Below are 14,464 nucleotides of genomic sequence, written 5' to 3'. Positions count from 1 at the left end.
GATCGGCGGCGCCCAGGTCCGCGCTGCCAGGCAACTTGGCGGCCAGCGCATCGATGGCGGCCAGCGCCGGGCCACTGATCGCCGCCGGGCCCAGCCGCACGAACACCCAGGCGCCTTCGCGCACCCGTTCCACCAGCCCGGCTTCGGCCAGGATGCGCAGGTGGCGAGAGACCCGCGGCTGGCTCTGCTGCAGCACCTGCGCGATCTCGCCCACCGCCAGTTCCATGCCGCGCGCCAACAGCAGGATGCGCAGCCGGCTGGGGTCTCCGATGGCGCGGAAAATGGCGAGAAGCGGCTCCATATCCGCCTCTTTAAACGCAGATAAAGACATAAAGCAATCTTTATGTGATGGAGCCGGATTGCCGCCCTGCCCACTTCATGGCAAGTCTGCCGGCATGAGCCTTCGCCCCCGTCTCATGCTGGCCAGCCTGTTGATTCTGGCCGGTTGTGCCTCCACCGGCAGCACCGATCTCGCCCGCGCCGAAGCCGATCCGTGGGAAAAGAGCAATCGGCGCATGTACGCCTTCAACAAGGGGCTGGACCGCTGGGTGGTCAAGCCGCTGGCCACCAGCTACCGCTTTGTCACGCCCAGGCCGCTGCGCAGTGCAGTTTCCAACGCCTATGGCAATTATGGCGAGCCGGCCAATCTCACCAACGCCGTGCTGCAGGGCAAGTTCGCCCAGGCCTTCCGCACCCTGGATCGCTTCATCCTCAACACCACGCTGGGCGTGGGCGGCATCAGCGACGTCGCCACCGATCTCGGCCGCCCGCGGGAGCCGGAGGATTTCGGCCAGACACTGGCGCGCTGGGGGGTCAAATCCGGGCCCTATCTGGTGCTGCCGCTGTTCGGCCCGTCCACTTTGCGTGATGGCATCATGACGCCGTTCGATTTCTTCATCGATCCGGCTGATTTCACCCGCAACGCGCTGCTCCATCCCGGCTGGGATGTGCGCATCGGCATGACCGCCGGCCGCGTCGTCAATTTCCGCAACACGCTGATTGAAACCGGGGCCGACAAATTGCTTGCCGACAGCCTGGATGAATATGCCCTCGCCCGCTCCGCCTGGATCCAGAGCCGGCGCCTGCAGCTCTATGATGGCAAGCTGCCCGACGATCAGGACCCGTTTGCCGAGCCGCCCGAAGAACCCGAAAAGGCCGAACCCCCTAAGCCCTGACCGCGCTGCCCATCACCAGCGGGGTAAGTTTCTTGAGCGCGCCGAAGGCCCGCTCCTCCTCCTGAACCGGCATCGGATCGAGGATGAAGCCCGCGTCGCGCACCAGCTGCGCCGACGGGCGGTTGAGATTGCAGCCCACGCCCACCACGCGCTGGACCGGGTTCAGCCGCTGCTGCCAGCGCTGCCGGTCGGGATCGTCGGACAGGACATGCTCGAGGAACAGGAAGCGCCCGCCCGGCTTGAGCACGCGCCGCACCTCCGCCAGCACCTGGCCGACATCCTGCACCGAACAGAGCGTCAGGCAGCACACCACCGTATCGAAGCGTGCATCGGCAAAGGGCAGCTTTTCCCCTGCCCCCGGCACCGAGGTGAGCGGCACCGGCGACGCCGCCAGATGCGCCGCGGCGCGCCGGTTCATGCCCTCCGATGGCTCCACCACGGTCAGGCTGGAAACGGTGGCGGGGTCGTAGAAGGGCAAGGTCGCGCCCGAACCAAAGCCGATTTCCAGCACCTCGCCGCGCGCGCCGCTGACCAGCGCCTGGCGCCGCCGCATGATGTTGGGATGGCCCAGCGCCTTGTCGAGCAGCCAGGGAAAGATGGTTTCGGCGTAAAGACCCATGGCGCGATGCTTGCACGGGGTTGGCGGGCTGCCAAGCCGGGGGTATCACGAGGTCATGCGCGCCATCCTGCTCCTGCTGCTGCTCCTGCTCGCCGCCTGCTCCAAGGGCGAGGACAAGCCGGCTGGCAATGAGCAGGCGGTGATCGACAAGGCCAATGCCGACGTGGTGGCGGCCGAGGCGGAAGCGGGGGCGGCGAAGTAGGCGGGTCGCACCTTCTTCTCCCCTCCCTTTCAAGAGAGGGGTCGGGGGTGGGTGCTTGCAGCGCGCGGCCAGGCTTGGTTGCAGCGCGCGGCCGGCGGCGGAGCCGCCGAGTCCGGTGGGGAGCCGAAGAAAGGTTGAAAGGAAGAGCGTGGCGGAGCCACGCCGTCAGACGAATCAAAAAGGGCGGTCCAGAGGGACCGCCCTTTTCGTTCGCTGGCCGGATTTCGGTGAGTCCGGGAATAGCTCGCGCTATTCCCGGCCACCTCAATCTCAGAAATCCATGCCGCCCATGCCGCCCGGCATGCCGCCACCAGCCGACGGCTTGTCGTCCGCCGGAAGATCGGTGATCGCCGCTTCCGTGGTGATCAGCAGCGAGGCGACCGAGGCCGCATCCTGCAGCGCGGTGCGCACGACCTTGGTCGGGTCGATCACGCCGGCCGCAACCAGGTTTTCATACACCTCGGTCTGGGCGTTGAAGCCGATGGTGGTGTCGTTGCCTTCCAGCAGCTTGCCGGAAACCACGCCGCCATCATGGCCCGCGTTGCTGGCGATCTGGCGCAGCGGGGCGAGGATCGCCTTGCGCACGATGTCGATGCCGCGGGTCTGGTCTTCGTTGGCGCCCTTCAGGCCTTCGAGGGCCTTGGTGGCATAGAGCAGCGCGGTGCCGCCGCCCGGAACAATGCCTTCTTCCACGGCAGCGCGGGTGGCGTGCAGGGCGTCATCAACGCGGTCCTTGCGCTCCTTCACTTCGACTTCGGTCGAACCGCCAACCTTGATCACGGCCACACCACCGGCCAGCTTGGCCAGGCGCTCCTGCAGCTTTTCGCGGTCATAGTCGCTGGTGGTGACTTCGATCTGGGCGCGGATCTGTTCCACGCGCGCCTTGATCGCATCGGCCGAACCTTCGCCATCAACGATGGTGGTGTTGTCCTTGTCAATGGTGACGCGCTTGGCCTTGCCCAGCATGGCCAGCGTGACGTTTTCCAGCTTGATGCCCAGGTCTTCGCTGATCATCTCGCCGGCGGTCAGGGTGGCGATGTCTTCCAGCATGGCCTTGCGGCGATCGCCGAAGCCCGGTGCCTTGACGGCCGCGACCTTCAGGCCACCGCGCAGCTTGTTGACCACCAGGGTGGCCAGCGCTTCGCCTTCGACATCTTCCGCGATGATCAGCAGCGGACGGCCCGACTGCACCACGGCTTCCAGCACCGGCAGCATCGCCTGCAGGTTCGACAGCTTCTTTTCGTGGATCAGGATGTAGGGGTTGTCGAGTTCCACCTGCATCTTTTCGGCGTTGGTGATGAAATAGGGGCTCAGATAGCCACGGTCGAACTGCATGCCTTCGACCACGTCCAGCTCGCTGTCCATGCCCTTGGCTTCTTCGACGGTGATCACGCCTTCCTTGCCGACCTTTTCCATGGCCTTGGCGATCATGTCACCAATTTCACGCTCGCCATTGGCCGAGATGGTGCCGACCTGGGCGATTTCGCTCGAACCGGCGACAGGCTTCGAACGACCCTTCAGGTCTTCGACCACCTTCGACACGGCCAGATCGATGCCGCGCTTCAGGTCCATCGGGTTCATGCCGGCAGCGACCGACTTCATGCCTTCGCGCACGATGGCCTGGGCCAGCACGGTGGCGGTGGTGGTGCCGTCACCGGCAGCGTCGTTGGTCTTGGAGGCAACTTCACGCACCATCTGCGCGCCCAGGTTCTCGAACTTGTCCTTCAGTTCGATTTCCTTGGCGACCGACACACCGTCCTTGGTGATGCGCGGGGCGCCGAACGACTTTTCGATGACCACGTTGCGGCCCTTGGGACCCAGGGTCACCTTCACGGCGTCGGCGAGGATATCAACGCCGCGGATGATGCGCTCACGCGCGTCGCGGCCGAACTTCACGTCCTTGGCAGCCATGTTCTTTGCTCCTTCGAATTTGGTTTGAAATCAGCGACCTGCGGCAGGGCTCAGCCCATGATGCCGAGGATGTCGCTTTCCTTCATGATCAGCAGGTCTTCGCCGTTCAGCTTGACCTCGGTGCCCGACCACTTGCCGAACAGGATGCGGTCACCGGCCTTGACTTCCAGCGGGGTGACGGTGCCATCGTCGGCGCGGGCGCCGGTGCCGGTGGCAACGACTTCGCCTTCCTGCGGCTTTTCCTTGGCAGAATCGGGGATGATGATGCCGCCAGCCGTCTTGGCTTCGGCTTCGACGCGGCGGACGAGCACGCGGTCATGGAGCGGACGGAATGCCATGTTTCCCTCTCTTTTTTGCATCGTGATGCACTAAATTTCCGCCGCTGTTGGCACTCACCTGATGTGAGTGCCAGCGGCTGCATCGGCATATGGGTCCAAGCCCGTGCGCCGTCAAGGGCCGGCGCGGCCACCAATCACCCGCCTGCGGCAAAAATGCCGTCGTTCGGGCTGGACACCCCTGCCAGCCGCGGCCAAACTCCGGCCATGCCCCTGATGCGATCCGCCCTGTCTGCTGCGGTCTGCGCCGCCGTGCTGCTCGCTGGCTGCAGTGGCGGCGGTTCGCCTTCGCCGTCGCCCTCTCCCACGCCGACGCCGACGCCCACCGCACAATGCACATTGCGCGATCGGCAATTGTGGGCCGAAGCGCAGATCCGCGAATGGTATCTCTTCCCCGATGATCTGCCCGCCAGCCTGGATCCGGCGCCCTATGCCACGGTGCAGGCCTATATCGATGCGCTCACGGCGACGTCGCGGGCGGCGGGCAAGGATCGCTTTTTCACCTACATCACCTCGATCGCCGAGGAGAACGCCTTCCTGTCATCGGGGCAGACGGCGGCTTTTGGCATCCGCCTCGATTATGATGATGTGGCCCGGCGCGTCTTCATCCTCGACGTGTTCGAAACCAGCCCGGCCTTTGCCGCCGGTTTTGATCGCGGTGCCGAGATATTGGCCATCGGCACCACGCCCGACAGCCTGGTGCCTGTCCCCACCCTGTTCGCGCAGGGCGGCGCCGCCGCGGTGTCAGACGCGCTGGGGCCCAGCCAGGCCGGCGTCACCCGCACCATCCGCTTCACCCTCAATGGCACGGAACGCACCGTCACTGTCAGCAAGGCCGATTTCGCCATCCCGCCGGTCTCGCCACGCTTTGGCGTGCAGCTTTTCGATGAACCGGGGATCGGCAAGGTCGGCTATGTCAATCTGCGCAGCTTCATCAGCCCGGCCGAAACGCCGTTGCGCAATGCCTTTGCCAATTTCCGCAGCCAGGGCGCCACCCGCATCATCGTCGATTTTCGCTACAACGGCGGCGGGCTGGTGAGCGTGGCCGAACTGATGGGCGACCTGATGGGCCAGAACCGCCGCACCAGCGACGTGTTCAGTTTCACCACCTACCGCACGTCGAAGGCCGCGAGCAACAGCACCCGCAATTTCCGCATCGTGCCCGAAGCGGTTGGCCCCACCGATCTGGTGTTCATCGGCACCGCGGCCACCGCCTCGGCCAGCGAGCTGGTGATCAATTCGATGCTGCCCTATTTCCAGAACCACCTGACGCTGGTCGGCGGCAACACCACCGGCAAGCCGGTTGGCCAGATCGCCGTTGATCGCACCGCCTGCGACGACCGGTTGCGCATCGTCGCCTTTGCCACCCAGAACGCCAGCCGCCAGGGCGATTATTACACCGGCCTGGTGCCCTATCTGCCGTCGCGCGGCGGGGCGGTGTGCGAGGCGGCCGACCAATATTCGCAGCCGATTGGCCGCACCGAGGAATCGGTGTCGATCGCGCTCTCAACCCTGGCGGGCGTCAGGTGCCCAACGGTCAACGCCGCCGGCCTCACGGCGGCCGGCGAGCGCGCGGTGACCCGTCAGGCCCTGCTCGCCCGCGCCCCCAGCGCCGCCCAGCGCGACATGCCGGGGACGTTCTGACGCTGGCGTTCTAGACCTTCAGCAGCTGCTTGCCGAAATTCTTGCCTTCGAACAGGCGCCGCAGCGTCGCCGGGCAATTCTCGAAGCCGTGCGCCACGTCTTCGGCGGTCTTCAGCTTGCCCGCCGCCATCAGCTTGGCCAGCTCCGCCACGCCCTCGCCATAACGCTTGGCAAAATCGAGCACGATGAAGCCCTCCATGCGCCCGCGCATGACGGTGAGGTTCATGTAGTTCCTGAGGCCCGGCGAGCGATCCTCGGCGGTGTCGTTGTAGCTGGAGATGCCGCCGCACAGCACCACCCGCGCGTTCAGCGCCAGATTGGCCAGCGCCGCGTCGAGAATCTCGCCGCCGACATTCTCGAACACGACATTGACGCCTTTTTTGGCGTGCTCGCGGATCTGGCGGGCGACATTGCCGGCGCGATAATCGATGCAGGCATCCGCCCCGGCGGTTTCCACCACCCAGCGGCATTTTTCCGGCCCCCCGGCGATGCCAATGACTGTGCAGCCCAGCGCCTTGCCGATCTGGACGACAACGCTGCCCGTCGCGCCGGCCGCGCCGGAAACCAGGATGGTGTCGCCGGCCTTGGGCTGGCCGATCTCGGTCAGGCCAAACCAGGCGGTCAGCCCGGTCACGCCGAACACACCCAGCGCCTGTTCCGGCGTGATGCCGCCGCGCAGCTTGGTCACCGGGCCGGTCTCGGTCATCCCGTCAGAAAGTGCATGTTCCTGCCAACCGAAGGTGCCCTGCACCACGTCGCCCACGGCAAAACCGGGATGTTTGCTTTCCACCACCTCGCCGATGCCGCCGGCCCGCACGACGCCGCCGATCGGCACCGCCGGCAGATAAGTGTCCCCGCCCAGCCAGCCGCGCTGGGTGGGATCGAAGGAGAAATGGGTGAGCTTCACCAGGAACTGGCCCTCGCCCACATCAGGCAAGGGCACGGTGATCAGATCGAAGTCGCTGTCTTTCAGCGCCCCGACCGGGCGGGATTTCAGCAGCCATTTGCGGGTGGTGGTCATTTGAACAGGCTCCCCATGATGCCGCGCAGCAGGCTCTTGCCCACGCTGCCGGCCAGTTGCCGGCCGATACTGCTGGCGGCCGACCGTGCCACTGATTCAATCACCTTGTCGGTCGTGCTCGGCCGGGCGGCGGCGCGCACGCGGGCGGCCTCCAGCCGGGCGGCGTCGCGCTCGCGCTGAGCGGCCAGCCTGGCCTCTTCCTTGGCGGCCTGGGCGTCGAGCTTGGCCTGCAACGCCGCCGCCTTCTCGGCATCGGCCTGGGCAGCGCTCTCCTCGCGCTTCATCACCAGCAATTCGGCTGCGGAATCACGGTCGATGCGCTCTTCATATTTGCCGGCGAACGGCGAGGCGTTGATCACCTCGGCCCGCTCCTGCGGCGTCAATGGCCCCACCCGGCTGCGCGGCGGCGCGATGCGCGTGCGCTCCACGGGTGAGGGTGCGCCGTCGGGCATCAAGGTCGACACCAGCGCCTCGCCCACCTTCATCTCGGTGATGACGGCGGCCACATCCAGCCGCGGATTGGGCCGGAACGTCTCGGCGGCGCTCTTGATCGCCCGTGCATCGCGCGGCGTGAACGCCCTCAATGCGTGCTGCACCCGGTTGCCAAGCTGGCCGGCGACCTTTTCGGGAATGTCGATCGGGTTCTGCGTGACGAAATAGACGCCAACACCCTTGGAGCGGATCAGGCGCACCACCTGCTCCACCTTGTCCATCAGCGCGTCCGGCGCCTCGTCGAACAGCAGGTGGGCTTCATCGAAGAAGAACACAAGCTTCGGCTTGTCGGGATCGCCGACTTCGGGCAGCGTCTCGAACAGTTCCGACAGCAGCCAGAGCAGGAAGGTCGCATAAAGGCGCGGGCTCTGCATCAGCTTGTCCGCCGCCAATATGTTCACCCGGCCGCGGCCCTTGGCATCGGTGGCGATGAAATCGGTGATCTCGAACGCTGGCTCGCCGAAAAACGCCGCGCCGCCCTGGGATTCCAGGGTCAGCAGCTGGCGCTGGATCGAGCCGACACTTGCCTTGGTGACATTGCCATATTTGCTCGACAATTCGTCGGCATTGTCCGCACACCAGGCCAGCATCGCCTGCAGATCTTCCAGATCGAGCAGCAGCATGTGATTGTCGTCGGCATAGCGGAAGGCGATGGTGAGCACGCCTTCCTGCGTCTCGTTGAGACCCATCAGCCGGCTGAGCAGCAGCGGCCCCATTTCTGAAATGGTGGTGCGGATCGGGTGGCCCTGTTCACCGAACAGATCCCAGAAGACGGTCGGCATCGCCTCCCAGTCATAATCCTCCATCTTCAGTTCGAGCGCGCGCTTGCCGGTCCAGGCCGCCGCCTCGCTGCCCGGCTTGGCCATGCCGGCAATGTCGCCCTTCACGTCGGCGAGGAACACCGGCACCCCGGCGCGGCAGAAGCCTTCGGCCAGTCCCTGCAGCGTCACCGTCTTGCCGGTGCCGGTGGCCCCGGCAATCAGCCCGTGGCGGTTGGCGCGCTTGAGGACGAGGCTCTGCGGCTGGTCCTGATCCGACAGGCCGATGAACAGGGAATCGGTCATGCGTGTTTCTCCTCAGGCCGCAGTTTCAGCGCGTTGGTGGCGTCACGTCCAGCCGGAAGATGTCGGGCCGGGCATAATGGCCGGCAGCGTCGAAATCGAAGCGGGCGCGCACCACGTCGGCGAGGTCCACCTCCGCCGTGATCAGCCCCTCGCCGCCCCGCAAGGGCCCCGCCAGCACCTCGCCCAGCGGCGAGACGATCAGGCTGCCGCCCGCGAGAATGGGCGCGTCGGCAGGCCGGTCCACCAGCGTGATCGGATCGCCCAGCGCCGTCTGGCTCGGCCCCGCCCACTGGCAGGCGGAGACCAGGAAACAGCGGCTTTCCAGCGCGATGTGGCGCATGGTGACTTCCCACTGCGGCCGCTCGTCCACCGTCGGCGCGGCCCACAAGGTGATGCCCTTTTCATACAACGCCGCGCGGAACAGCGGCATGTAATTCTCCCAGCAGATCACCGGGCCGATCCGCCCGACCGGGCTGTCGAACACCTGCACATCCTGCGGGCCACCCTGTCCCCACACCAGCCGCTCGGCGGCCGTCGGCATCAGCTTGCGGCGATGCCCGGCAAAGCGGCCATCAGGCGTGAAATGCAGCGCCGCGCATTGCAGGGTCGCGCGTTCGCGCACGATGGCGCCGCAAACGATGGTGGTGCCAAGATCGCCGGCCAGTTCCGCCAGCGCCGCCACCTCGGGGCCATCAAGTTCAATGGCTTGTTCCCAGTATCGCTTGAACGCATCGCGCCCGGCGGGCGTGCGATAGCCTAGCCGCACCCCGAAATCGGCCCCCTTGGGATAGCCGCCCAACAGGGCTTCGGGCAGCACCAGCAGATCGGGATTGGCCGCCTTCAGCTCGTCGCGGCGCGCCAGCAGCGCCGCCAGCGTTTCGGCCGTGGTCGCCCGGCTGCCCATCTGGAGGGCGGCGAGGCGGGCGGTGCCAGTCGGGATGGTCGTCATGCGTCCTCCAGTCGTTGCATTGCCCAGCGTGCGGCGTCGGCCACCACCGGATCATCGCTGCCCAGGTGCGCCGCCACGTGCGGCTTCAGTTCGGCTGCGCCGCTGTTGCCAGCGGCATAAAGGCAATTGCGGATGAAGCGACCTACCCCGATGCGCTTCACCGCCGAGCCGGAAAACAACGCCCGGAACGCGGCATCGTCAAGCCCGAGCAGATCGGCCAGCCTGGGCGCGGTCAGTTCGGCGCGCGGCAGGAAGGCCGGCTCTTCGGTCGCCTGGGCAAAGCGGTTCCACGGGCAGACGGCCAGGCAATCATCGCAGCCATAGATGCGGTTGGCCATCGGGGCGCGAAACTCTTCGGGGATCGGGCCTTTATGCTCGATGGTCAGATAGGCGAGGCAGCGCCGCGCATCGAGGCGATAGGGCGCGGGAAAGGCCTGCGTCGGGCAGGCCGTCTGGCAGCGGGTGCAACTGCCGCAGCGATCGGCGTGCGCCTTGTCCGCTGCCAGATCGAGGGTGGTGTAAATGGCCCCCAGGAACAGCCACGAACCATGAGTGCGGCTGACCAGGTTGGTGTGCTTGCCCTGCCAGCCAAGCCCGGCAGCGGCCGCCAGCGGCTTTTCCATCACCGGCGCGGTATCGACGAACACCTTCAACTCGCCGCCTGCTTCCGCCACCAGCCAGCGCGCCAGCGTCTTCAGGCGCTTCTTGATGAGATCGTGATAATCGCGGTTCCAGGCATAGACCGAGATGACGCCGGTATTGCCCTGCCCCGCCAGCCGCAGCGGATCGAGCGGCGGCGCGTAGCTGGTGCCGAGCATGATGACGCTTTTCACGTCTGGCCACAGGCCACGTGGAGACGCGCGCTCGTCGGCGCGGTCCGGCATCCAGATCATGTCGCCATGGCAGCCCTCGGCCAGCCATTGTCGCAATCGCGCCCCCGCTTCCGGGATGGCATCGGCCGTGGTGATGCCCACATCGGCAAAACCGAGGTGCAGCGCCTCGGCCTTGAGCCGGGCGATCAGCCCAGTGTTTTCAGCCAATCGACCACCATCGCCGCCAGCCGGTCTTCCGTCTCGCCCCAGAACAGCCAGTGCGGCACGCCCGGCAGTTCCTGGTAATCGACCTGGCCGGTGAGGTTGCGCGCCGTCGCCCGCGCGATGGCCGGGGGCGTGATGCGATCCTGCAAGCCCACCACCACCAGCGCCGGCTGGTTCAGCCGGGCATAATCCACACGGGTCACGTTGCCGAACAGCGGCGGCAGCGCCATTTCGGCCAGGACGCGGCCTGAATCCCAGACCAGCGCGGCGATTTCCCTGGTGGTCACGTCTTCCGGCACCCCGTTGTAGATGCCCCAGCGCGCGCCGGCCTCGTCACACAGGGTCGGCTTTTCCCACCAGCCCCATTTCAGCACGACATTCTTCAGCGTCTTGAACGGATCGATGCTGAACGCCTGGCTGTTGGCGGCCGCCGCCGGCGACAGCAGCACCAGGCCGGCGTGCGGAATCCGCTGCGCCACCATCTGCGCCAGCAGCCCGCCCATCGAATGGCCCAGGATCACCGGCGGCGCCCCCAGCTTGCCGGCTTCGGCGACAAGATGATCCACGTAGGCCGTGATCGACAACTCGCCCAGCGCCGGCGCCGGCGGCAGGCAGGCCGGGCGATCGTGGAACAGCACGGCCGGGGCGTGGGTGCGATGGCCGGCGGCTTCCAGCACCGGGCGCAGCCGGTCAAACGTCGCCGGCGTTGACCACATGCCGTGGATGAGGAGGACGGGCGGTTTCAGCAGACCACTCCGGTCGAGGCGAGCACACCCAGCGTGACGATATCGGCGGCGCTGGCGTTCATCGGCACGATCTGCACCGGCCGTGCCATGTTGACCAGCATCGGCCCGACGACGCGCAGATTGGCGACCTCCTTGATCAGCTTGGCCGCGATGTTGGCGCTGTGCAGGCCGGGCATGATCAGCACATTGGCCGGGCCCGACAGGCGGTTGAACGGATATTGCGCCCGCATCGCCGGATTGAGCGCCACGTCGGCCGACATTTCGCCTTCATATTCAAAGCCGACCTGGCGGCTGTCGAGCAGCTGCACCGCCGCGCGCATATTGTCGACGATGCTGCCGCGCGGATTGCCGAAGTTGGAATAGCTCACGAACGCCACGCGCGGCTCCACGCCCAGGCGGCGGGCGACGGCGGCGGTTTCGACCGCGATGTCGGCCAGGGAGGCGGCATCCGGCCGCTCCGTCACCGTGGTATCGGCGATGAAGATCGTCTGCTGCTTGCCGACCAGCATGTGGATGCCGAACGGGCGATGGCCGGGCGTGTGATCGATGACCGTGCGCACCTGGCGATAGGTGGTGGCGAAATTACGGGTGACGCCGGTCAGCATCAGGTCCGCCTCGCCCATCGCCACCAGCAGCGCGCCAAACACGTTGCGCTCGTGGTTGACCATGCGCTGCACGTCGCGGTGGAGCATGCCGCGCCGCTGCAGCCGCTCGTAGAGGAAATCCACCATCTTCGGCACCAACGGCGAGATGGCGCTGTTGTGGATCTCGAAACTGTCGGGATCGGTGACGCCCAGCCGCGCCAGGCCCTCGCGCACCGGCGCTTCGCGGCCAACCAGCACCGGCGTGCCATAGCCGCTGTTCTTCCAGTTCAATGCCGCGCGCAGCACCACGTCCTGCTCGGCCTCGGCAAACACCGCCCGGCGCGGGCGGCTTTGCGCCGTCTCGATGGCGGCCTGCAGGATCGAGGTGGTGGGATTGAGGCGCCCGCGCAGTTCCTGGCGATAGGCGTCTTCATCAAAGAACGGCTTCCTCGCCGCGCCCGAGGCCATGGCGGCCTTGGCAACGGCGGTCGGGATATGTTCGATCAGGCGCGGATCAAACGGCGCCGGGATGATATATTCCGGGCCGAAATTGCGCGCCTTGCCGCCGTAGGCGGCCGCCACTTCATCCGGCACCGGCATGCGCGCCAGGCTGGCGATGGCATCGGCCGCGGCCAGCTTCATCTCTTCGTTGATGGCGGTCGCCCGCACGTCCAGCGCACCCCGGAACAGATAGGGGAAGCACAGCACGTTGTTGACCTGGTTGGGATAATCGCTGCGCCCGGTTGCCACGATGGCATCACCGCGCACCTTGTGGACCTCCTCCGGGGTGATTTCCGGATCAGGGTTGGCCATGGCAAAGATGATCGGGTTGGGCGCCATGCTGGCCACCATCTCCGGCGACACCGCGCCCTTCTGGGACAGGCCGAAGAACACATCGGCCCCCACCATGGCTTCGTCCAGGCTGCGCGCCGGGGTATCGGCGGCATGGGCCGATTTCCACTGGTTCATGCCCTTTTCGCGGCCCTTGTAGATGACGCCGCTGGTGTCGCACATGATGACATGCTTGACGCCATAGAGCTTGATCAGCTCCGTGCAGGCGATCGCCGCGGCACCAGCGCCGTTGACGACCAGCTTCACATCCTCCGGCTTGCGGCCTGTGAGGTGCAGCGCGTTGATCAGGCCGGCGGCGGCAACGATGGCGGTGCCGTGCTGGTCATCGTGAAAGACCGGAATGTTCATCCGTTCCTTCAGGGTCGATTCAATGATGAAACATTCCGGCGCCTTGATGTCCTCAAGGTTGATGCCGCCAAAGCTTGGCTCCAGCAGCTCGACGCAGGCGATGAACTTGTCGACGTCCTCGGTCGCCACTTCCAGATCGATGCTGTCGATATCGGCAAAGCGCTTGAACAGCACCGCCTTGCCTTCCATCACCGGCTTTGAGGCCAGCGCACCCAGATTGCCCAGGCCCAGAATTGCGGTGCCGTTGGAGATGACGGCGACCAGATTGCCCTTGATGGTGTAATCATAGGCGCTGTCAGGGTCCGCCGCGATGGCGCGCACCGGGGCGGCGACGCCCGGCGAATAGGCGAGCGAAAGGTCACGCTGCGTCGCCATCGGCTTGGAGGCGACAATGTCGATCTTTCCGGCCTTGCCCATGCGGTGATAGGCGAGCGCCTCGCGGTCACCAAAATCATTGTCGTCGCTGCTGCTCATGCTCTGTCCTGAAGCGTGCCTGATCCGGGAGATGCGCCACGGATAGGATTGTGGCAGCAAAGGGGCAAGCGCTTTGGCGAACGCTGTGCCGTTTCGTGGCACCCCTTCTCACCACACAACTCGCGCGCTATCGCAAGGGCCGTGACCGCCGCCTCCCCCATGATGAGCCAATATCTCGGCATAAAGGCCGAGGTGCCGGACGCATTGCTCTTCTATCGCATGGGCGATTTCTACGAATTGTTCTTCGAGGATGCCGCCATCGCCGCCGCCGCGCTCGACATCGCGCTGACCAAACGCGGCGAACATGGCGGCGAGCCCATCCCGATGTGCGGCGTGCCGATCCATAGCCACGAGAATTATCTCGCCCGCCTGATCCGCGCCGGCCACCGCGTGGCCATTGCCGAACAGGTGGAAGACCCGGCCGAAGCGAAAAAGCGCGGCAGCAAGAGCGTCGTCGCCCGCGCCATCGTTCGCATCGTCACGCCCGGCACCATCACCGAAACCGCGCTGCTGGAACCCAAACGCTCCAACTGGTTGGCCGCGCTGGCCGGCGAGGCTGAGGCTGCCGGATTGGCCTGGCTCGATCTGTCCACCGGCGCCTTCCACACCCGCGCCGGCAGCGTGGCCGAACTCAAGGGCGAAATCGCCCGCCTCGCCCCGGCCGAACTGCTGGTGCCGGAGGGCCACAGCTTCGGCTCCCCGCGTCCCGCCAGCGATTTCTCCGCTGCCCGCGCCGAAACCAGCCTCAAATCCCGCTTCGGCGTTGCCACCCTCGACGGCTGGGGCCAGTTCAGCCGCGAGGAACTCGCCGCCGCCGGGGCGCTGCTCGCCTATGTCCAGGAAACCGCCCGCGCCGCTGCACCCCTGATCCTGCCGCCGCGCCAGGAGCTGCCGGGCAGCCGCATGGCCATCGATGCCGCCACCCGCACCAGCCTCGAACTCTCCCGCGCCGGCGCGCGCCACAGCCTCGAAGCCGCCATCGATCGCACCGTCACCGCCGCCGGCGCGCGG

General features: G+C 66.4%; 14 protein-coding genes. 4 read left to right on the top strand and 10 right to left on the bottom strand.

Annotation, left to right across the window (positions count from 1 at the left end; genetic code table 11):
- A partial coding sequence (locus GJ693_RS08255; RefSeq protein WP_156255838.1) for an ArsR/SmtB family transcription factor occupies positions 1–301 on the bottom strand: 301 nt, incomplete at its 3' end.
- Positions 302–395: 94 nt separating this feature from the next.
- Between GJ693_RS08255 and GJ693_RS08250 the strand changes: the two genes are divergently transcribed.
- Complete coding sequence (locus GJ693_RS08250) at positions 396–1,175, top strand: MlaA family lipoprotein (RefSeq protein ID WP_197042056.1); 780 nt, start codon at positions 396–398, stop codon at positions 1,173–1,175.
- Here GJ693_RS08250 and GJ693_RS08245 read toward each other — a convergent pair.
- Positions 1,165–1,794, bottom strand: a complete 630-nt coding sequence (locus GJ693_RS08245; protein WP_156255836.1) for a class I SAM-dependent methyltransferase — start codon at positions 1,792–1,794, stop codon at positions 1,165–1,167. The two genes, GJ693_RS08250 and GJ693_RS08245, sit on opposite strands and share 11 nt — an antisense overlap.
- A gap of 55 nt (positions 1,795–1,849) precedes the next feature.
- Between GJ693_RS08245 and GJ693_RS08240 the strand changes: the two genes are divergently transcribed.
- On the top strand, positions 1,850–1,996 hold the full coding sequence (locus GJ693_RS08240; RefSeq protein WP_156255835.1) for a hypothetical protein: 147 nt from the start codon (positions 1,850–1,852) through the stop codon (positions 1,994–1,996).
- A gap of 270 nt (positions 1,997–2,266) precedes the next feature.
- Here the strand turns inward: GJ693_RS08240 and groL are convergent, their stop codons facing one another.
- Positions 2,267–3,907 carry a chaperonin GroEL gene (gene groL / locus GJ693_RS08235; protein WP_156255834.1) on the bottom strand — a complete coding sequence of 547 codons (1,641 nt, stop codon included), beginning with the start codon at positions 3,905–3,907 and terminating at the stop codon, positions 2,267–2,269.
- A gap of 50 nt (positions 3,908–3,957) precedes the next feature.
- The gene (groES, locus tag GJ693_RS08230) at positions 3,958–4,245 is read right to left on the bottom strand and encodes a co-chaperone GroES (RefSeq protein WP_156255833.1); all 288 of its coding nucleotides are present in this window, start codon (positions 4,243–4,245) and stop codon (positions 3,958–3,960) included.
- A 213-nt stretch (positions 4,246–4,458) separates the two neighbouring features.
- Between groES and GJ693_RS08225 the strand changes: the two genes are divergently transcribed.
- On the top strand, positions 4,459–5,886 hold the full coding sequence (locus GJ693_RS08225) for a S41 family peptidase (RefSeq protein ID WP_235902749.1): 1,428 nt from the start codon (positions 4,459–4,461) through the stop codon (positions 5,884–5,886).
- A gap of 10 nt (positions 5,887–5,896) precedes the next feature.
- Here the strand turns inward: GJ693_RS08225 and GJ693_RS08220 are convergent, their stop codons facing one another.
- From GJ693_RS08220 to GJ693_RS08195, 6 genes are read right to left on the bottom strand one after another with little or no spacing between them, the layout of a single operon-like run.
- Positions 5,897–6,907, bottom strand: a complete 1,011-nt coding sequence (locus GJ693_RS08220) for an NADP-dependent oxidoreductase (RefSeq protein WP_156255831.1) — start codon at positions 6,905–6,907, stop codon at positions 5,897–5,899.
- Positions 6,904–8,463 (bottom strand): helicase HerA-like domain-containing protein, encoded by a 1,560-nt coding sequence (locus tag GJ693_RS08215; protein ID WP_156255830.1) that lies wholly within the window; start codon positions 8,461–8,463, stop codon positions 6,904–6,906. Before GJ693_RS08215 ends, GJ693_RS08220 begins: the two co-directional genes overlap by 4 nt.
- Positions 8,464–8,488: 25 nt before the next feature.
- Positions 8,489–9,412 carry a carbon-nitrogen hydrolase family protein gene (locus GJ693_RS08210; protein WP_156255829.1) on the bottom strand — a complete coding sequence of 308 codons (924 nt, stop codon included), beginning with the start codon at positions 9,410–9,412 and terminating at the stop codon, positions 8,489–8,491.
- Positions 9,409–10,452, bottom strand: a complete 1,044-nt coding sequence (gene queG, locus GJ693_RS08205; protein WP_156255828.1) for a tRNA epoxyqueuosine(34) reductase QueG — start codon at positions 10,450–10,452, stop codon at positions 9,409–9,411. Before queG ends, GJ693_RS08210 begins: the two co-directional genes overlap by 4 nt.
- Positions 10,431–11,195, bottom strand: a complete 765-nt coding sequence (locus GJ693_RS08200; protein ID WP_408014553.1) for an alpha/beta hydrolase — start codon at positions 11,193–11,195, stop codon at positions 10,431–10,433. Before GJ693_RS08200 ends, queG begins: the two co-directional genes overlap by 22 nt.
- The gene (locus GJ693_RS08195) at positions 11,192–13,453 is read right to left on the bottom strand and encodes an NADP-dependent malic enzyme (protein WP_156255826.1); all 2,262 of its coding nucleotides are present in this window, start codon (positions 13,451–13,453) and stop codon (positions 11,192–11,194) included. Before GJ693_RS08195 ends, GJ693_RS08200 begins: the two co-directional genes overlap by 4 nt.
- A gap of 159 nt (positions 13,454–13,612) precedes the next feature.
- Between GJ693_RS08195 and GJ693_RS08190 the strand changes: the two genes are divergently transcribed.
- The coding region (locus GJ693_RS08190) for a MutS N-terminal domain-containing protein (RefSeq protein WP_456238820.1) at positions 13,613–14,464 on the top strand (852 nt) is incomplete at its 3' end.

This window comes from Sandarakinorhabdus oryzae (assembly GCF_009733735.1).
In the GTDB taxonomy this organism is placed as follows: Bacteria; Pseudomonadota; Alphaproteobacteria; order Sphingomonadales; family Sphingomonadaceae; genus Sandarakinorhabdus; species Sandarakinorhabdus oryzae.
Note: the sequence above shows the minus strand (reverse complement) of the source record. Positions and strands in the feature narration are given on the sequence as shown.

Coding starts and splice junctions, on each gene's coding strand:
- GJ693_RS08250 (WP_197042056.1), top strand. CDS start 396: ATGAGCCTTCGCCCCCGTCTCATGCTGGCCAGCCTGTTGATTCTGGCC.
- GJ693_RS08245 (WP_156255836.1), bottom strand. CDS start 1,794: ATGGGTCTTTACGCCGAAACCATCTTTCCCTGGCTGCTCGACAAGGCG.
- GJ693_RS08240 (WP_156255835.1), top strand. CDS start 1,850: ATGCGCGCCATCCTGCTCCTGCTGCTGCTCCTGCTCGCCGCCTGCTCC.
- groL (WP_156255834.1), bottom strand. CDS start 3,907: ATGGCTGCCAAGGACGTGAAGTTCGGCCGCGACGCGCGTGAGCGCATC.
- groES (WP_156255833.1), bottom strand. CDS start 4,245: ATGGCATTCCGTCCGCTCCATGACCGCGTGCTCGTCCGCCGCGTCGAA.
- GJ693_RS08225 (WP_235902749.1), top strand. CDS start 4,459: ATGCGATCCGCCCTGTCTGCTGCGGTCTGCGCCGCCGTGCTGCTCGCT.
- GJ693_RS08220 (WP_156255831.1), bottom strand. CDS start 6,907: ATGACCACCACCCGCAAATGGCTGCTGAAATCCCGCCCGGTCGGGGCG.
- GJ693_RS08215 (WP_156255830.1), bottom strand. CDS start 8,463: ATGACCGATTCCCTGTTCATCGGCCTGTCGGATCAGGACCAGCCGCAG.
- GJ693_RS08210 (WP_156255829.1), bottom strand. CDS start 9,412: ATGACGACCATCCCGACTGGCACCGCCCGCCTCGCCGCCCTCCAGATG.
- GJ693_RS08195 (WP_156255826.1), bottom strand. CDS start 13,453: ATGAGCAGCAGCGACGACAATGATTTTGGTGACCGCGAGGCGCTCGCC.